The organism is Tenacibaculum soleae, assembly GCF_001693415.1.
Lineage (GTDB): Bacteria > Bacteroidota > Bacteroidia > Flavobacteriales > Flavobacteriaceae > Polaribacter > Polaribacter soleae.
In genome coordinates this window covers 245,656-263,655 of sequence record NZ_MAKX01000024.1, presented here as the reverse complement: position 1 = coordinate 263,655, position 18,000 = coordinate 245,656, and the positions used below count along the sequence as shown (strand labels likewise).

The 18,000-nt window shown below is 28.6% G+C and carries 17 protein-coding genes; 8 read left to right on the top strand and 9 right to left on the bottom strand.

The features are described 5' to 3' along the window. Positions 1–191 precede the first annotated feature (191 nt). The 3 genes from BA195_RS12285 (at position 192) to BA195_RS12275 (ending at position 2,029) form a co-directional block, all read left to right on the top strand. Complete coding sequence (locus BA195_RS12285) at positions 192–875, top strand: tetratricopeptide repeat protein (protein WP_068705902.1); 684 nt, start codon at positions 192–194, stop codon at positions 873–875. Then, entirely contained in the window at positions 875–1,402 is a 528-nt protein-coding gene (locus BA195_RS12280) for a YfiT family bacillithiol transferase (RefSeq protein WP_068705897.1), read from the top strand. Before BA195_RS12285 ends, BA195_RS12280 begins: the two co-directional genes overlap by 1 nt. Positions 1,403–1,477: 75 nt before the next feature. After that, the gene (locus tag BA195_RS12275) at positions 1,478–2,029 is read left to right on the top strand and encodes an HNH endonuclease (RefSeq protein ID WP_068705895.1); all 552 of its coding nucleotides are present in this window, start codon (positions 1,478–1,480) and stop codon (positions 2,027–2,029) included. A 215-nt stretch (positions 2,030–2,244) separates the two neighbouring features. Here BA195_RS12275 and BA195_RS12270 read toward each other — a convergent pair whose 3' ends face one another. From BA195_RS12270 to BA195_RS12255, 4 genes are all read right to left on the bottom strand, one after another. After that, positions 2,245–2,859 (bottom strand): LysE family translocator, encoded by a 615-nt coding sequence (locus BA195_RS12270; protein WP_068705893.1) that lies wholly within the window; start codon positions 2,857–2,859, stop codon positions 2,245–2,247. A 3-nt stretch (positions 2,860–2,862) separates the two neighbouring features. Next, on the bottom strand, positions 2,863–3,897 hold the full coding sequence (locus BA195_RS12265; protein WP_068705892.1) for a quinone-dependent dihydroorotate dehydrogenase: 1,035 nt from the start codon (positions 3,895–3,897) through the stop codon (positions 2,863–2,865). 133 nt (positions 3,898–4,030) lie between these two features. Then, positions 4,031–6,457 carry a phenylalanine--tRNA ligase subunit beta gene (gene pheT / locus BA195_RS12260; protein WP_068705885.1) on the bottom strand — a complete coding sequence of 809 codons (2,427 nt, stop codon included), beginning with the start codon at positions 6,455–6,457 and terminating at the stop codon, positions 4,031–4,033. Positions 6,458–6,594: 137 nt separating this feature from the next. Then, positions 6,595–6,888 carry a hypothetical protein gene (locus BA195_RS12255; RefSeq protein ID WP_068705884.1) on the bottom strand — a complete coding sequence of 98 codons (294 nt, stop codon included), beginning with the start codon at positions 6,886–6,888 and terminating at the stop codon, positions 6,595–6,597. A 103-nt stretch (positions 6,889–6,991) separates the two neighbouring features. On the opposite strand from BA195_RS12255, the gene BA195_RS12250 reads away from it, so the two are divergent. The 4 genes from BA195_RS12250 to BA195_RS12235 all read left to right on the top strand — a co-directional run bounded on the left by BA195_RS12250 (position 6,992) and on the right by BA195_RS12235 (position 10,441). Then, positions 6,992–7,621, top strand: coding sequence for an NUDIX hydrolase (locus BA195_RS12250; RefSeq protein WP_068705883.1), 630 nt, complete (start codon positions 6,992–6,994; stop codon positions 7,619–7,621). 52 nt (positions 7,622–7,673) lie between these two features. After that, on the top strand, positions 7,674–8,504 hold the full coding sequence (locus tag BA195_RS12245) for a lysophospholipid acyltransferase family protein (protein ID WP_068705882.1): 831 nt from the start codon (positions 7,674–7,676) through the stop codon (positions 8,502–8,504). Between the two features lie 20 nt (positions 8,505–8,524). After that, positions 8,525–9,616 (top strand): M42 family metallopeptidase, encoded by a 1,092-nt coding sequence (locus BA195_RS12240; RefSeq protein ID WP_068705881.1) that lies wholly within the window; start codon positions 8,525–8,527, stop codon positions 9,614–9,616. A gap of 213 nt (positions 9,617–9,829) precedes the next feature. After that, a complete protein-coding gene (locus BA195_RS12235) occupies positions 9,830–10,441 on the top strand; it encodes a DEAD/DEAH box helicase (protein WP_068705879.1) in 612 nt (203 codons plus the stop codon). Between the two features lie 111 nt (positions 10,442–10,552). On the opposite strand, the gene BA195_RS12230 is transcribed toward BA195_RS12235, so the two are convergent. The 5 genes from BA195_RS12230 to BA195_RS12210 form a co-directional block, all read right to left on the bottom strand. Continuing rightward, on the bottom strand, positions 10,553–10,972 hold the full coding sequence (locus tag BA195_RS12230) for a hypothetical protein (RefSeq protein ID WP_068705877.1): 420 nt from the start codon (positions 10,970–10,972) through the stop codon (positions 10,553–10,555). A gap of 122 nt (positions 10,973–11,094) precedes the next feature. Then, entirely contained in the window at positions 11,095–11,742 is a 648-nt protein-coding gene (locus tag BA195_RS12225; RefSeq protein WP_068705875.1) for a response regulator transcription factor, read from the bottom strand. Positions 11,743–12,001: 259 nt separating this feature from the next. Next, positions 12,002–14,428, bottom strand: coding sequence for an ABC transporter permease (locus tag BA195_RS12220; RefSeq protein ID WP_068705874.1), 2,427 nt, complete (start codon positions 14,426–14,428; stop codon positions 12,002–12,004). Positions 14,429–14,444: 16 nt separating this feature from the next. Next, positions 14,445–15,146, bottom strand: a complete 702-nt coding sequence (locus BA195_RS12215) for an ABC transporter ATP-binding protein (RefSeq protein ID WP_068705873.1) — start codon at positions 15,144–15,146, stop codon at positions 14,445–14,447. Between the two features lie 67 nt (positions 15,147–15,213). After that, the gene (locus BA195_RS12210; RefSeq protein WP_068705872.1) at positions 15,214–16,461 is read right to left on the bottom strand and encodes an efflux RND transporter periplasmic adaptor subunit; all 1,248 of its coding nucleotides are present in this window, start codon (positions 16,459–16,461) and stop codon (positions 15,214–15,216) included. Positions 16,462–16,625: 164 nt separating this feature from the next. Between BA195_RS12210 and BA195_RS12205 the strand changes: the two genes are divergently transcribed. Then, positions 16,626–17,999, top strand: a complete 1,374-nt coding sequence (locus BA195_RS12205) for a sigma-54-dependent transcriptional regulator (protein WP_068705871.1) — start codon at positions 16,626–16,628, stop codon at positions 17,997–17,999. The last annotated feature ends 1 nt before the right edge of the window (position 18,000 follow it).

Genomic DNA, 18,000 nt, shown 5'->3' with positions numbered 1-18,000 from the left:
ATGTTAATTAAAACAATAAAAAAAACACTATTAAAAACGTAAATATCTAATAAACAATGTTTTAAATAAATAAACACTGTTTTTCTATAATATATAAGTCAATTGTTATGCCAAGTAAAAAATAAGTGATTGTAACTATTTATCAAGTAAGTCGTCTTATTTATATATTTTTACTAAAAGCTATTAAAACAATGAAAACTAAACTTTTTTTTACTGGAATTATATTACTCTTTATAAGTTGTACACCAAGTAAAAACTCTGCTGATTTTATTAAAAAAACCACTGGACGCTACTTTTTTAATGCTGATGAAATTATTGAAGTTAAATTTAATGATGGTACTTTGTTTTTAACTTGGCGTAACCAAAATTTAACTCCTTTAAAAATTAATGATAGTACTTTTTATGTTAGTGAATTAAATGAAAAATTGATTTTTAATACTTCTAAAAATAATATTGCATTAGCTAAAAAAAGAGAACATAAAAATAATACCTATATTTTTAATAAGTTAACTGACGGAGAAAAAACACCTAAAGAATATTTTAATCAAGGTGACTATAAAGCAGCATTACTTGGTTATAAAAAAATTAAAGAAAAGGATAGTTTAAATGTTATCATCAGAGAAAACACCTTTAATAGATTAGGGTATCAATATATTAGAGATAATCAATATAAAAAAGCTTTGGCTATTTTTAAAATTAATATAGAACTGTACCCAAACAGCTCAAACACTTATGATAGCACTGGTGATGCTTATTTAAAAACAAAGGATACTTTAAAAGCTATAGAGTTTTACAAGAAAGCATTAGCTATTAATCCAGAAAATAACAGTGCAAAAAGAACTTTAACTAGGCTAATTAAAACGAAAAAAAATTAATGGAGCATTTAAAATATCCGATAGGAAAACCAAATATTCCTACCAAAATATCATCAAAAGTAATAAAGAAATGGATAACCGTTTTAGAAGAGTTTCCTATAAAATTAGAGCTTTTAGTAAAACATTTATCTGAACAACAATTAAACACTGTTTATAGAGATGGAGGATGGACGGTAAGGCAGGTAATTCATCACTGTGCAGATAGCCATCATAACTCATACACTCGTTTTAAATGGGCTTTAACTGAAGATAAACCAATAATTAAAGCTTATTACGAAGATCGATGGGCTGAATTATTTGATTCAAAAGCTGCACCTATACATTTATCCTTAGATGCTTTAAAAGCTTTACACGCTAAATGGGTGTATCTTTTAAAAGGTTTATCAGAAACTGATTTAAACACTTTTTTTATACATCCAGAAGGAAATGAAAAAGTTTCTTTAAAACAAAATATAGGGATTTATGCTTGGCATTGTAAGCATCATTATGAGCATATAAACCAGTTGTTGCTTAAAAATAATTGGTAATCAAACAAAATGTGTATTTTTACATAAAATAATAAAGTGCTATTTATTATTTAAGTTCAGATAAAATATTGGAAGATGATACGAAACTATAGAAATGAAAAGTGGAAAGAAATAGTATTTGACAATAAAATAGCTGAAAAAGAAAAATTTAAAATATCTAATTACGGAAGGATTATTAATTGCAAAAATGAGGAAGAATCTTTAGTAAATGAATATTTTATAAATGGTTATCAAAATTTACCTTTAAAACAACGTGTAAACGGAAAAAATACCAGTAGGTATGTTCATAAATTAGTTGCAGAAGCTTTTTTAGAGCGTAATGAGGATCAACTTTATGTAATTCATTTAAATTACGATAAAAAAGATAACAGGGTTGAAAACCTTAAATGGGCTACAAAGAGGGAAAAAGAGGTGCATCAATATACTAACCCTGAATATGTGAATAAGGTACACAAAGCAAGAACCTCAAAACTTACTGAAACTAGGGTTAAATTTCTTAAAAGAAAATTAAATGATCCGAATAGGAGAACTCGTTTAAAAATTTTAGCTAGACAATTTGGGGTATCCGAAATGCAATTGCATCGAATAAAAACGGGTGAAAATTGGGGGTATGTTACTGAAGATTGATTTGTAGTTTTTATTATTCTCTTTACGATAACCTGAAACAAGTTTAGGTTTTTGATAAAACATTTTAAATTCGAATGAGTTTTACGGTTAATAATGCGTAAAAAATTATATCGAGAATTAATATTTCAGATTCTAAATTAGTTCTCGATACGATTTTTTAGCAAAAATCACTCAAACTGACATTACAAAAGTCTTTTTAACACATGAGATTATTCTTATAGTAAAATTAAAACAGCAATAGCTATAAAAACTACAATTTGAGCCCATTTTAGAAATACTCCTATTTGGGCATTCTTTTTTATTGAAGCTGAAATACTTCCTGCCAAAACAGCAATTGTTGAAAATATTAGAAAAGAAGTTATAATAAACAGTCCTCCTAAAACGTAAAATTGAACTACCGTTGAAATCGTTTTTGAAAACAAAAACTGTGGAAAAAAAGCTAAAAAGAAAATAGTAACCTTCGGGTTTAATACATTCATCCAAAAGCCTTTTTTAAACAATTCGAAAGTAGACTTTTTAACTATATTTTCTGTCGAAAATGCAATTTTAGCATCGCTTTTATATACCTGAAAAGCTATATATAGTAAATACAACGCTCCAAACACCTTAATGATAAAAAATAAATTAGGGTTTTGTTTAATTACTTCTGATACCCCAAAAGCTACTAATGTTGTATGAATTATGCAACCTGTCATTAAACCAACAACTGTTGCTAAACCATATTTTTTACCGTGTACAATACTTTGTGTTAGTACAAAAATATTATCTGGCCCTGGCGAAAAAGCCAAAGTAGCAGTAGCTAAAACAAAAGAGATTAACGTTTCGAGCATATTTTAACTTTTAGCTAAAATTGCTTTATTAATTCGTTTTACCAAACTTGGTCCCTCGTAAATAAAACCTGTGTAAATTTGCACTAAATCAGCGCCAGCATTGATTTTATCTAAAGCATCTTTTTCAGAGTGAATACCTCCTACTCCAATAATAGGAAAGGCTTTGTTTGAGTTATCTGCCAGATATTTAATAACTTTTGTGCTTTTTTCTTTTACAGGTTGTCCACTTACACCACCATTACCTATTTCTTGTAATATTTCTTTTGATGCTTTTAAATTATCTCTATTTACAGATGTGTTTGATGCAATTACTCCATCTATTTTAGTTTTAGCAACCAGTTCAATTATTTCATCTAATTGTTGGTTATTTAAATCTGGAGCTATTTTTAATAATATTGGTTTTTGAACAGCTTCTTTAGTATTTAATTGTTGAACCTCAGTAATCAATTCTTGTAAATACTCAACATCATCTAATTTTGCATGACTACCAACATTAGGGCAACTTACATTTAATACAAAGTAATCAACATATGGATGTAAGCCTTTAAAACACGCTATATAATCTTCAGTATAATTTTCAGGAGCAGTATCAGTATTTTTACCAATATTACCTCCAATAATTATTTTTCCTTTATTCTTTTTTAATTGTTCAATGGCAATAGCCAATCCCTCATTATTAAATCCCATTCTATTAATAATTCCTTGATCATCTTTTAAACGAAACAATCTTTTCTTCGGATTTCCTGCCTGCCCTTTAGGAGTTACAGTTCCTATTTCTACAAAACCAAATCCGAAGTTTGCTAATTCATTATATAACACTGCATTTTTATCAAAACCTGCAGCTAACCCAACAGGGTTTTTAAATGTAAGTCCGAATAAATTACGTTCTAATTTTTTATCATTTACTTGATACAACCCTCTAAATATTGAAGCTACGAATGGAATTTTTGTCATGAATTTTACTAATGAAAAAGTAAAATAATGAATCTTTTCTGGATCAAAAAGAAAGAATATCGGACGGATTAATATTTTATACATGTGTTTGTTTTTTTGTTATACTTAATTAATTTCAGTAACTCATAATTAACTTATCTTGATGTGATTCTGAAACAGGTTCAGAATGACGTAAAATTTCATAAAAAAAGCCCCAATAAAAATTGGAGCTTCTTAATTATCTTAAAACAGCTGCTAAATTCTTTTCGAATGTTTGCTGTAATTTTTGCATTATCTTATCAATTTGTTTATCTGCTAACGTTTTATTTTCATCTTGTAAAACAAAACTAACTGCATACGATTTTTTACCTTCAGGTAGTTTATCGCCTTCATAAACATCAAATAAATCTACTTCTTTTAAAAGTTTCTTTTCTGATTGAAAAGCAAGATTGTAAATTTCTTTAAACTCAACCTTATCATCTAGCAATAATGCTAAATCACGTTTTACTGATGGAAATTTTGCCAAATCAGTTACTTTAATGTTTTTCTTACCCACAAAATTCAAAATATTTTGCCAATTAAAATCAGCAAATAATACTTCTTGCTTAATAGAAAACTCTTTTAAAATAGCTCTTTTTACCACTCCAAATTCTACTAATTTAGTTTTACCTAAACTTAATACAATTCCTTCAGAAAATATATCTGCCTTTACTGGTGATGTTTTTAGTTTTTCTAAGCCTAATCGACTTAATAAACTAGTTACAATTCCCTTTAAATAAAAGAAATCAGATGTTTTGTTAGCTGTTTTCCAGCTATCTTTAGTTCTATTTCCTGTAACAAATAAGGTTAAATGCTTGTCTTCTTGATACCCACTTTCGTATTTATGATATGTTTTACCAAATTCATAAAATTTTAGCGTATTGTTTTTTCTGTTAATGTTATACGAAACAGATTCTAAACCACTAAATAATAACGATTGACGCATTACTTTTAAATCGTTACTTAACGGATTTAACATTTCTACGTTATTCGCTGGATTTAAATTATCAGACAAGGCAACATAATCTTCTTTGGTTAAAGAATTAGCCATTGTTTCATTAAACCCTAATGAGGTTAATTGGTTTGCTACAATGTTTTCAATTTTAACTTCTTTATCGCTATCAAAAGAAATAGATGTGTTTAATTTATGAGAAAACTCAATATTATTATATCCGTAAACTCTTAAAATTTCTTCAATAATATCAGCTTCACGCTGTACATCTACTCTGTAAGATGGTATTACTAAGCCTAACCCAGCATCGGTAACACTGTTTATTTTAATTTCTAAAGAAGCTAAAATGTTTTTGATTGTTTCTCTTGGAATCTCTTGTCCTATTAATTTATATGTATTTTCAAAAGATAAGAAAACTTCGAAATCTTCAATTCTTTCTGGATAAAAATCTAAAATATCAGAAGACATTTTTCCTCCAGCATACTCCTCAATTAATAATGCGGCACGTTTTAAGGCATATTTAGTTAAATTAACATCTATTCCTCTTTCAAAACGGAAAGAAGCATCAGTATTTAACGCATGTCTTTTGGCTGTTTTACGGATAGAAACTGGGTTAAAATACGCACTTTCTAAGAAAACCGAAGTTGTATGCTCGGTTACTCCAGATGTTATTCCTCCAAAAACTCCACCAATACATAATGGATTGTCATCAGCATCACAGATCATTATATCATCAGCATCTAATGTTCTTTCAACTTCGTCTAAAGTTGTAAATTTTGTTCCAGCTTCTAAAGTTTTAACAAGTACTTTATTTCCTCGTATTTTATTTGCATCAAAAGCATGTAAAGGTTGTCCTAATTCGTGTAAAACATAGTTTGTAATGTCTACAATATTATTTTTAGGCACAATCCCTATGGCTTTTAATCTATTTTGAATCCATTCTGGAGATTCTTTTACTTCAATATCTGTAATTGTAATTCCGCAATAGCGAGGCACTAAGTTTTTATCTTCAACTTCAATATCAATTTTTAAAGTACGTTCGTCTACATGAAAATCAGATACTGAAGGAGATATCAACTCTATATTTGTTCCTTGCTGAATTAACCCTGCACGTAAATCACGAGCTACTCCAAAATGGCTCATTGCATCAGCACGATTTGGCGTTAAACCAATTTCAAAAACATAATCTGTTTCAATATTAAAAACCTCTGAACCTAAAGTTCCTGGCGCAATAGCGTCGTCTAAAATCATAATTCCGTCATGACTTTTACCTAAACCTAACTCGTCTTCGGCACAAATCATTCCATGACTTTCTTCTCCTCTAATTTTACCTTTCTTAATTTTAAACCCTTCTCCTTTTTCATCATATAAGGTGGTTCCAACAGTTGCCACTGGTACTTTTTGTCCAGCATCAACATTAGGAGCTCCACATACAATCTGTACAGGTTTTCCGTCACCTAAATCTACGGTAGTAACTTTAAGTTTATCTGCATTTGGATGCTTTACACATGTTTTTACTTCACCAACTACAATCCCTTTTAAACTTCCTTTAATACTTTCTACAGTTTCAATACCTTCTACTTCAAGGCCTAAATCTGTTAATAATTCTCCAGTTTTTTCAGCTTCCCAGTCGGTTTGTAAAAATTGTCGTAACCAATTATATGATATTTTCATAATCAATCTCTAAGTTTAAGCCTGCGAATTTACGGAAAATAAAAGAAAAAACTACATTGATTTACCAGACTCTTTATTATAAGTAATTATTACCTGTTTTACGATTAATTTAAATCATTAAATTTGAAATATATAAGTTAAATTTCAATTGTTTTTTTTGATTGATTAGCTGTAAAAACATGAGTAAATAACCACATTAATGTAAATGTTGGTATTACATCTAAACCAGGCATTGCTTCTTCGATAAAAGAAACTGCTGCCCCTATTTTACCTTTATTACCTTTATACATTTTAGTCATTAAATAGGCAGAAATTGGTGCCCAAATTACATCAAGTAGCTCACCTATACCTGGTATTATATATGATAAAAACCCTATGGCGTCAAACACTAAACTTAATGCTAATTTTTTGTATTTATTTTTTGTGTTCATTTATTAAATATTAATTATGTTTAGCATAAATCAAAATTCAAGCCAAATTATTATATTTTTAACTTTGTGAATTTATATGTTTGCTTTAAAATACTAAAATTGAATGACTTTTTCTGATTTCACAAATCAACTTAACGAATTACAAAACAAACCTTTGGGAGGATTGCATTCGCAGTTAAAATTAGCACCAAAGTTAAGAACTCAATTTTCTCAAGAATTAATCAACAGTAAAAATCCAAAAAAAGCAGCTGTTTTAGCTTTATTTTATCCTGATAAAAATAATAAAACACGATTATTACTAACAGAAAGAGCAAGTTATAACGGTAAACATTCTGCTCAAGTTAGTTTTCCTGGTGGAAAAATTGATATCGAAGATAAAAATCTTAAAACAACAGCTTTAAGGGAAACATTTGAAGAAGTAGGTATAATACCTAAAGATATAAAGATTATTCGACAACTTTCAGATTCCTATATACCACCTAGTAATTTTTTAGTGGCTCCTTTTATTGGTTTTACAAAAACAAAACCTGTTTTTAAACCTAATTATGAAGTAGCTAATATTATTGAAGTTTTAATTAGTGATTTATTTAATGATCGTAATTTAACATCTGTAAATATGGAAACTTCTTACATGAAAAAAATTAAGGTACCTTGCTTTAAACTAAACAATTACGTTGTTTGGGGGGCAACAGCCATGATGTTGTCAGAAATTAAAGATTTATTTAAACTCTAATATTTTCTATTTCTTTTGTAATTTAGCACTTACACTAAAAATATAATTATAAATGCCTTTATTCAAAAGGAACCCGTTTGGTCATATATTATTTATTAAACGTTTTCTTATACAAACGTTAGGTATCATATCGCATGGACGTTACCGTAAATTCAATAACTTACAAATTGAAGGTATGGACGTGCTTAGAAATTTACCTGATAAAAATGTATTATTTATCTCTAATCACCAAACTTATTTTGCTGATGTAGCTTCAATGTTTCATGTATTTAACGCTGCTTTAAAAGGACGTGATGATAATATTAGAAACGTAGGCTATTTATGGAATCCTAAATTAAACTTATACTATATTGCAGCTGGAGAAACAATGCGGTCTGGTATATTACCTAAAATATTTGCTTATGTAGGTTCTGTATCTGTTGAAAGAACTTGGCGAAGTGACGGTAAAGATGTAAAAAGACAAGTAAAAATGTCTGACATTTCTAACATTCGAAAAGCTTTAGATGATGGTTGGGTAATTACATTTCCGCAAGGAACCACAACACCTTTCAAACCTATTCGCCGTGGTACAGCACACATTATAAAAACCTATAAACCTGTAGTAGTACCTATTGTTATTGATGGTTTTAGACGTTCTTTTGATAAAAAAGGATTGATGATAAAAAAACGAAACGTTTTACAATCAATGGTTATCAAAGAACCTTTAGATATTGATTACGAAAATGAAAGTGTTGCTAATATTGTTGAAAAAATAGAATATGCTATCGAACAGCATCCTTCCTTTTTAAAAGTACTAACCCCTAAACAAATTAAAGAAGAACAAGCATATCGTGAACAACGACGTTTTTGGGGGCCAGATTCTAAAAAAGAAGAAGAGGAATAACAAAAATAACATTACATATTATGGCTAAAAATAAATCAATTTTAAATGAGAAATCTATCGATTTCTTAGCTACATACTTAAACAATGCTGCCCCTACTGGATATGAATGGGAAGGGCAAAAAATTTGGATGGATTACTTAAAACCTTATGTTGATGAATTTATTACAGATACATACGGATCAGCAGTTGGAGTAATAAACCCTGATGCTAAATACAAAGTAGTAATTGAAGGACATGCCGATGAAATTTCATGGTATGTAAATTACATCTCTGATAACGGATTAATTTACGTGATTCGTAACGGAGGCTCAGATCATCAAATTGCTCCTAGTAAAATTGTTAACATTCATGGTAAAAACGGCATCGTAAAAGGAGTATTTGGTTGGCCAGCAATTCATACTCGCAATAAAGCTAATGAAGAAGCACCAAAACCAGATAATATTTTTATTGATACAGGTTGTGCTACGAAAGAAGAAGTTGAAAAACTAGGAATACATGTTGGTTGTGTAATTACATATCCAGATGAATTTCATATTTTAAATGGAGATAAATTTGTATGTAGAGCGCTAGACAACAGAATGGGTGGATTTATGATTGCCGAAGTTGCTCGCTTATTAAAAGAAAATAAGAAAGAATTACCTTTCGGATTATACATCACAAACTCTGTACAAGAAGAAATAGGTTTACGTGGAGCTGAAATGATTACACAAACCATTAAACCTAATGTAGCAATTGTTACTGATGTAACACACGATACTACAACACCAATGATTGATCAGAAAAAAGAAGGCCTTTTAGAACTTGGTAAAGGCCCTGTCGTTGCCTATGCTCCTGCTGTGCAACAAAAATTACGTGATTTAATTATTGATGCTGCTGAAGCAAACGAAATTCCTTTTCAACGCTCGGCTTTATCAAGAGCTACTGGTACTGATACAGATGCTTTTGCTTATAGTAACGGAGGGGTTGCTTCCGCTTTAATTTCTTTACCATTACGTTACATGCATACAACGGTTGAAATGGTACATCGTGAAGATGTTGAAAACGTTATTAAAATGATATATGAAAGTTTATTAAAGATTGAAGAAGGAGAAGATTTCTCTTACTTTAAATAAATTCTTTCAACACTAAAAGGGTGGGAAATTTATTGTCTAAAACATTATTTTGTTTTTAGGCAATAAATCCCATATCTGAGATTTTAAAACTGTGTTTTTTCAGCTACTTTTTTATTAATAATACTCATTATAAAAAACATTAAATTACAAAAACAGCCATTTAATTGTATATTTGTCGCTTTTACTTAATCAGTACAATTAAACAATTATTTTATGCCATTTAAAAAATTACATGTTGATATAAAAGAAAAATTAACCTCTCTTAATATAACGACACCTACACCTTTTCAAAAAGCAAGTATTCCTGTAATAAAAAGTGGTTCAAACGTTTTCTGTACGGCTTCAGTTGGTAGTGGAAAAACAACTGCGCTGGTACTTACTACATTACATAAATTAAAATTTGAAGCTATTGGAAATGCTCCTAGAGCTATTATTTTAGCAGAAAATAATGAGAAAGTATTAGAGTTGTACAATGAGTTTTTAAAATATACAAGACATCATCCTTTACGGGTATATTTTGGTGATGAAAGACTTCATATTGATGTAATAAAATCTGAAATATTTGAAGGTATTGATGTTTTAATAGCCACACCCAAAATAGTAAATAAATTATTATTATTGGAGGGATTAAGTATTTCACAGGTAAAAATATTTTGTATTGACGATGCTGATTTTTTAACTCAAAACTCTGCTTACACTGCTGTTATGGCTATTACTCAAAGCATTAATAAATGTCAGTTTGTAATGTATTCAGAAAAAATGCCCCCTATTTTAAAACGTTTAGAAGATTATTTTATGAAATATGCAAAATTAGTTGCTGTTTAATTTCTGTTTTATCAAAATAATAAAAAAACCTGCACAATTATAAAATGCACAGGCTTTAATTATCTAAAAATTACTTTTTAGATTCCCCTTCTTTTTCACTATTTTGTATGCTTATATAAATAATATTGATGCTACAATCATCCATCCTCCAACAATAAGTCCGAAGATTCCTAATTTTCCTTGTTTTGGAGCTAATTTTTCTCTTAACAAAGCAGCTTTTTCTTGTGCAGCTTCATTTTTACTTAATAATATTTTATTAATCATTCCAAAACCTAACATAAACCCTAATACAGCTTGCACTACACTTCCTGCTAAAAGAGTTACCCACCAAATAGGTAATGAGGTTATCCATCCCATATTTAAAAAAGCAGAAATAATACCCCATACACCTGCTAAACAAAAAACCAAACCAATCCAACCTTGATAAGGCTCAATTTTATCTAATAATTCTTGTGCATTAGGTTTCTTTGCTAAAATTAAAGAAGGTACTGCGATGATACTTAAAAGGATTAATGTAATTCCGTAAATCATAATTTTTATTTTTTAATTGATTGTATAATTGTATGCTGCAAAGTTGCAGGAATTAATAAATTTATTTCAGACGAAATACCGTGAAATTATACCCCCTGTTTTCAGGGGTATATTTATTTATGTTAATTTAAAAGACCTTCTTCCATAGCATAACGTGTTAAACCAGCAAGATTACGTACATTTAATTTTGAAATTAAATTTTTTCGATAACTTTCTATTGTATGTTTACTTAAAAATAATTGTGATGCAATTTCTTTAGTGGTAAATTCTTTAGCTATAAGTTTTAAAACTTCTTTTTCCCTTTTTGTTAATGAAACTTGAGATTTTGTTTTAGCTGTAAACATAGCTTCCATTAGAATAGTTTTTATTCTTGGTGAAAAATAATTTTCGCCATTTAAGATAATTTTTATAGCTTTTAATAATTCAGTTTTTTCAGCATTTTTTGATAAATAACCATTTGCTTTTGACTCAATTAAATTTTGAACTTTAACAGGATCTTCCAGCATACTAACAACTAATGTTTTTATTGTTGGAAATTGCTCTTTTATAGCCTTATTTAAAGCAACACCATCCATTTCAGGCATATTAATATCTGTAATTACTAAATCTACTTTTTGTGTAGGATTTATTTGTAAATACTTAAGTACCTGTGTTCCTTTTGTGGCTGTTAATATTATATCTATATTTTTTTCTTCAGAAATAATACTACGCAAACCATCTAAAAACATACTATGATCGTCTACTATTATAATTGAATATTGTGTTATCATACTTTATAGGTTATTATAAACTTACTTTAGGTTTTAATAATTTTAAATAATAAAACGAAGGTATTTAAAATCCTTTTGAATTGTATAATATCATATAGAAATAGTTATTATCTTCTTTTATAAAATAATAACCATTATTCTTTTGAATAACCTACATGTTTTTCAGCAAAAGTTACAATAGTTATAAGTCTTTAAATAAAATTAATTAAAAAAGAAGCTCATAAATACATGTTATTTTATGAGCTGCCTTTTTGATATATTACTCAAATTTTAAATATTTAATTAAATCAATTTTTGTTGCTTTATAAGCTTTAAAACCAACAACAATAAACACCAAGATGATTAAAATAATAGGCGTTAAAACATAAGGTAACACTGGCATATCTATCCTATAAACAAAGTTTTGCAACCAATTTTGCATAAAATAATAAGCTATTGGAATTAATATTATTGAAGAAATTAGTACAATCTTTAAAAAATTCTGCAACAATTGGAACATAATTTCTTTTACTGATGCGCCAAGTGTTTTACGAATAGCAACTTCTTTTAATCGTTGTTGAATTGTTAAAGTTGCTAAGGCAAACAACCCCAATAACGATATTAAGATAACTAGTAAAGAAAGTACCAGGAATAATGTTTGCTGCTTTTGATATTTCTTATAAGTTTTTGCAAACTTTTTATCTAAAAACTCATAAGAAAAAGGGTATTTTGCATCAATATTTTGTTTCCAAAAAGTTTCTATCGCTGTAATAGTTTTATCAATATTATTAGAGTTTATTTTAAACTGAATAGCAGGAATCCATCTATGCGTAAAATCAAAACTTTTCCAAGGAATAAAAAACATTGGTGAAATTTTTGTATCAAAACCATCAAAATGATAATCCTTTACCATACCAATTACTTCAAAATTATTAGTACTATCATTATCGTCTAACCAACCTAAAGTTAATTTTTCTCCTAAAGGTTTATTATAAATACCTAGTTTTTTAGCGGCAGTTTCATTTATTATAATTTTATTAATACTATCTGAGGCAATTTCCTTTGAAAAATCTCTTCCTTTTATTATTTTAATCTTAGCAAAATTTAAATAATTATATGCTACTAAATTTGACGCAGAATTAAAACTTTTATCGTTTTTAGGATGCCTTAAAGATGTACCATTTACAAACCCCTCTCCAGGAACAAACATACTTGTTGTTACCGCCACAATATTTTTATTTTTCGATAAAACTTCTTGAGCTAACTTAAATTTTTTAAATTTATTTGGCAAGCTATATACATCAACAGATAAGACTTGCTTTTTATCAAAGCCTAAATCTTTTTTCATCATATAATTAATTTGATTACCAACAATTAGCATACTGATAATAAAGAACCCTGAAATTAAAAATTGAAGTCCAAGCATCATATTTCTTATAAAATTTCCTTTTTTACTTTTAGAAATACTTCCTTTTAAAACCTCTACTGCTTTAAAATTTGACAGATAAAATGCTGGAATACTCCCTACTAAAAGAGATACAAATATTACCGATAATAACAAAGTAAATAATGAGTTTGTATGTAGTATTGAAATATCTGTTTCAACAAATTCATTAAAAAAAGGCAATGCTAATTCTACAATAATTAATGATAATATAAAAGATATAAATCCTTGCAAAACAATTTCAAATATGTATTGAAACATTAGTTGTTTTTTTGATAAGCCAAGTGTTTTCTTTACCCCTACTTCTTTTGCTCTTTGAGTTGCTGTAGCAACAGATAAATTAATAAAATTTACACAAGAAATTATTATTAATAATATAGATAAACCTAACAAAACCATTAACAGTTGGTAGTTTCCTGTGCCACTTGGCCCTGCTCTTTTTGCAGTATTATGTAAATACATCGTATTCAACTTATCAAAAACTACGGTCGGAAAACCATAGCGACTTTCAAATTCGGCTATGGTAAGCCCGTTTTCTTCAATTTCAGATTTGTATGCTTTATTAATAATTATAGCATCCATCTTTTGTTTTAGAGCTTCTAAATCTGTTCCTTCAGTAATTTTACAAAATAATTCGTTATTATGATTACCCCAATGCACTTCAAAATCTTCACTATATTGCATTAATAGATCAGGTTCTTGATGTGAATTTTTTGGAATTTTATAAACACAAGCTACTATATAACTTTCATCATCTATTTTTACAGTGTTTCCGACAGCTTTTTCTCCTTTAAAAATTCTATTTGCATATGCTTTAGATAGCGCTATATTTTTTCTTGTTTCAGCAAATTTTTGAGTTGAACCCTCTAAAATTTCAAACGGGAAAAAATCAAAAAACTGAGGTTCAGTTGAGATAGTTTTATTATTAAACTCAAAACCATCTTTATATTGCACAACTTTACTTCTATAAAATGGATTAACCATTAAAGCCTCAGTTACTTCAGGTAATTCTTTTGGATATGTTAAGTACATTCCTGCATTTACGGTAAACCAAACCTCTCCTGATGTTGGTCGATTAAGGTTAACTCGATAAACATCATCTTTATTAGGGTTCCATTGATTATAGCTTTTTTCTTCATTTATATATAATAAAACAATTAGCAAACCCGCCAAGCCTAAAGTTAAACCACTAATATTAATTAATGTGTTTAACCAATTTTTTTTACTATTCCTAAAGAATATTTTTAACCATATTTGATACATAAAACTTCTTTTTAAATTAGTTAATTAAAACATCAATTGTGTGTTCATTTTTTTTCTCAGATATTACTTCTCCATCTTTTAAAGTAATAACTCTAGATGAAAATTGCGCATCGTATGATGAGTGTGTAACCATAACAATTGTTGCACCTGTTGCGTGTAACTCTGTTAATAACTCCATTACATCATTACCACTTTTACTATCTAAATTTCCTGTTGGTTCATCTGCTAAAATTAACTTAGGATTTGTAACCAAAGCTCTTGCAACAGCAACTCTTTGCTGCTGACCACCAGATAATTGCAATGGATAATGTTTTGCTCTGTGTGCAATACCTATTCTTTCTAAAATTTCTGTAACTCTTATTTTTCTTTCTGATGCTTTAACTTTATTGTAAATTAAAGGCAATTCTACATTTTCATAAACAGTTAACTCATCAATTAAATTAAAGTTTTGAAAAACAAAACCGATGTTTGCTTTACGTAAGCTTGCTCTTTCTTTTTCATTAAATTTAGCAACTTCTGTCTCGTCAAATAAATAACTTCCATCATTTGGAGCATCCAATAAACCGATAATATTTAATAAAGTTGATTTACCGCAGCCCGATGCTCCCATAATTGAAACAAATTCCCCTTTTTTAACCTCTAAACTTAATTTATTTAAAGCGGTTGTTTCTACCTCTTCTGTTCTGTATATTTTTACTAAATCTGTTATTTTTATCATTTTAATATGTTTTTAATCGTTTAATTTCATAGTTTTCGATTGCGCTCAAACTAACATTTATATTTTTTTATTCATTTATATTTACTTCCTCTACATTTTTAAAATCATCATAGTTTGAAGTAATTATTTTATCACCTTCTTTTAAACCTTCTAAAACTTCATAATAAAAAGGGTTTTCTCTACCAATTTTAATGTTTCTTTTTACCGCTTTATTATCAAAGTCTAAAACAAAAACCCATTTACCGTTAGTACTTTGATAAAATAATCCTTTAGGTATTAATAAAGCTTTTGTTTTACCCGATAAAAACACTTTACTTTTTAAAGACATTCCTCTTTTTATATTGTTTGATAAAGTATCCTTCTCAAACAATAATTCTACTTTAAATTGTCCGCTTTTAATTTCAGGATAAATTTTTGATAAGGCTATTTTATAATTTTCATTATTTGCAGAAACGCTTCCTTTAATTCCCTTTTTAAGTTTAGAAATATAGTATTCATCAACATTTGCTACTAATTTATAACCGTCTAGAACATCCATTTTTCCGATTGGTTGTCCTTGATTATAATTTTCTCCTAGTATTGGATTAAAAGATGATAACAAACCATCTACCGGTGCTTTTACAGTAAAGTTTTCCTTATTTTTTCTTAACAATCCTAAGCTTTTTCCCATGTTATTTAACGATGAATTTATACTTATTAATTGTAAATCTCTACTCCTTTTTTCTTCTGAAACACTTTTTTTAATTACGCCATTTCTCTCTTTTTGATACGAGTGTTCTTGAGCAGATTTTTCATAATCATTTTTTGCTACAACTCCCTTATCGAATAATTTCTTATCTAAATCGTATTGACGTTTTGCATTTCTAAAATCATTATTAATACTTAATAATTGTTGATCTAAACTTAATTGCTGATTTTTAATGCTTACACGTAAATTTCTTAAATTATTAATCTGCTCAATCATTGCTGTTTCTTGCGTTAAATAATTTAATTCAGCATTCGGATTGTAGACTTTTAATAAAGGGGTTCCTTTTTTTATCATTTGTCCGCTTTCTACATAAATTTCAGAAACTGAACCACCCTGAATGACATTTACCAAGACAGAAGTTTTTGGCTCAACTGTACTGTTAAATAGAATAACATCTTCAAAATTTCCTAGAGTAACCTCTCTAATACTTAAACTGTCTTTATGAATGTTAACTTGTTTTTTACGCGTTAAATTCATTAAAATAATACATATTAATAAGACGATTGGAATTCCCCATATTAGCATCTTTTTAGTTGTTTTGTTTTTAGTTTGTAGCTGCTTATCCATTATAATTTATATTCGTTTGGCATAGTTAACTCCATAAATATGCCACTAGAAAACACAACTACAACACTTTGATAGATAGGGTTTTGAGTTTTGTAATGATTTTACACATGTTCAAAACCGAACATATTTTTGTTCATATTCAAACAATTGACTAACTATGTAGTATGAGAAAAAAAGAAGCAACCATATTAATAGTAGATGATGATGATGACATTTTGTTTTCTGCCAGAATAAGTTTAAAAAAATATTTTACCGAAATTATAACAGCAAATAATCCGAAGAAAATAAGTAATCATTTAACTTCTTCAACCCATATAGATGTTGTTTTGTTAGACATGAATTACCGTATTGGTTATGAAGATGGTAAAGAAGGTTTGTATTGGTTAAAGCATATTAAAGAAGTAAGTCCGGAAACTACCGTACTTTTAATGACAGCTTTTGGTAGTGTAAATTTAGCAGTTGATGCGATTAAAAAAGGAGCTACCGATTTTATATTAAAACCTTGGAACACCGAAAAGTTATATGGAATTGTAAATTCGGGAATAGAATTATCACGTTCTAAACGAAAAACAACACAATTACAAACCGTTCAAAAATTAAACGATAAAGATTTTCATCAACAAACAGAACATATTATTGGTACTTCTCCAGCAATGAAATCGGCGGTTGGCTTGGCGCAAAAAGTTGCACCTACAGATGCTACTATTTTAATTTTAGGTGAAAACGGAACAGGTAAATACGTATTTGCAAAAGAAATACATTTAAAATCCGAAAGAAAAAACCATCCTTTTATTCATGTCGATTTAGGTTCTTTAAATGAAAATTTATTTGAAAGTGAATTATTTGGTTATACAAAAGGAGCTTTTACGGATGCTCATAAAGATACTATTGGTAGATTTGAATTAGCAAAAGGCGGTACTATTTTTTTAGATGAAATAGGTAACCTCCCACTCCATTTACAATCTAAATTATTAACGGTTGTTCAGAACAGAAAAATAACTCGTTTAGGTGAAGGTAAAGAACGTGCTATTGATGTACGTATTATTTGTGCTACCAATGCCAATATTCATAAAATGGTAGCAGAGCAATTGTTTCGTCAGGATTTGTTGTTTAGAATAAATACCATCGAATTAAACTTACCGCCGCTTCGAGATCGTGTTGGTGATGTTGAGTTACTTGCGAATCATTTTTTAAAGAAACTAAACCAAAAATACAGAAAGAAAATAAACGGATATAGTACACAAGCCATCGGTGGATTAAAAAAATACCATTGGCCCGGAAATATTAGAGAAATAGAACATATTGTTGAACGTGCTGTAATTATTACAGATAACACTGAAATTCAATTAGAAGATTTACATTTTTCAACTAAAAAATTAGAAGCTAGATTGGCGAATAGTTTAAACTTAGAAGAAACTGAAAAGTTGTTAATTGAACAAGCTTTACAAAAGCATCAAGGTAATATTTCTCGTGCAGCAAAAGATTTAGGCTTAACCCGTGCTGCATTATATAGACGACTAGAAAAACATCAATTATAAA

Excerpts from the sequence above, each read along its gene's own strand:
- BA195_RS12285 (WP_068705902.1), top strand. The coding sequence starts at position 192 with ATGAAAACTAAACTTTTTTTTACTGGAATTATATTACTCTTTATAAGT.
- BA195_RS12280 (WP_068705897.1), top strand. The coding sequence starts at position 875 with ATGGAGCATTTAAAATATCCGATAGGAAAACCAAATATTCCTACCAAA.
- BA195_RS12275 (WP_068705895.1), top strand. The coding sequence starts at position 1,478 with ATGATACGAAACTATAGAAATGAAAAGTGGAAAGAAATAGTATTTGAC.
- BA195_RS12270 (WP_068705893.1), bottom strand. The coding sequence starts at position 2,859 with ATGCTCGAAACGTTAATCTCTTTTGTTTTAGCTACTGCTACTTTGGCT.
- BA195_RS12265 (WP_068705892.1), bottom strand. The coding sequence starts at position 3,897 with ATGTATAAAATATTAATCCGTCCGATATTCTTTCTTTTTGATCCAGAA.
- pheT (WP_068705885.1), bottom strand. The coding sequence starts at position 6,457 with ATGAAAATATCATATAATTGGTTACGACAATTTTTACAAACCGACTGG.
- BA195_RS12255 (WP_068705884.1), bottom strand. The coding sequence starts at position 6,888 with ATGAACACAAAAAATAAATACAAAAAATTAGCATTAAGTTTAGTGTTT.
- BA195_RS12250 (WP_068705883.1), top strand. The coding sequence starts at position 6,992 with ATGACTTTTTCTGATTTCACAAATCAACTTAACGAATTACAAAACAAA.
- BA195_RS12245 (WP_068705882.1), top strand. The coding sequence starts at position 7,674 with ATGCCTTTATTCAAAAGGAACCCGTTTGGTCATATATTATTTATTAAA.
- BA195_RS12240 (WP_068705881.1), top strand. The coding sequence starts at position 8,525 with ATGGCTAAAAATAAATCAATTTTAAATGAGAAATCTATCGATTTCTTA.
- BA195_RS12235 (WP_068705879.1), top strand. The coding sequence starts at position 9,830 with ATGCCATTTAAAAAATTACATGTTGATATAAAAGAAAAATTAACCTCT.
- BA195_RS12230 (WP_068705877.1), bottom strand. The coding sequence starts at position 10,972 with ATGATTTACGGAATTACATTAATCCTTTTAAGTATCATCGCAGTACCT.
- BA195_RS12225 (WP_068705875.1), bottom strand. The coding sequence starts at position 11,742 with ATGATAACACAATATTCAATTATAATAGTAGACGATCATAGTATGTTT.
- BA195_RS12220 (WP_068705874.1), bottom strand. The coding sequence starts at position 14,428 with ATGTATCAAATATGGTTAAAAATATTCTTTAGGAATAGTAAAAAAAAT.
- BA195_RS12215 (WP_068705873.1), bottom strand. The coding sequence starts at position 15,146 with ATGATAAAAATAACAGATTTAGTAAAAATATACAGAACAGAAGAGGTA.
- BA195_RS12210 (WP_068705872.1), bottom strand. The coding sequence starts at position 16,461 with ATGGATAAGCAGCTACAAACTAAAAACAAAACAACTAAAAAGATGCTA.
- BA195_RS12205 (WP_068705871.1), top strand. The coding sequence starts at position 16,626 with ATGAGAAAAAAAGAAGCAACCATATTAATAGTAGATGATGATGATGAC.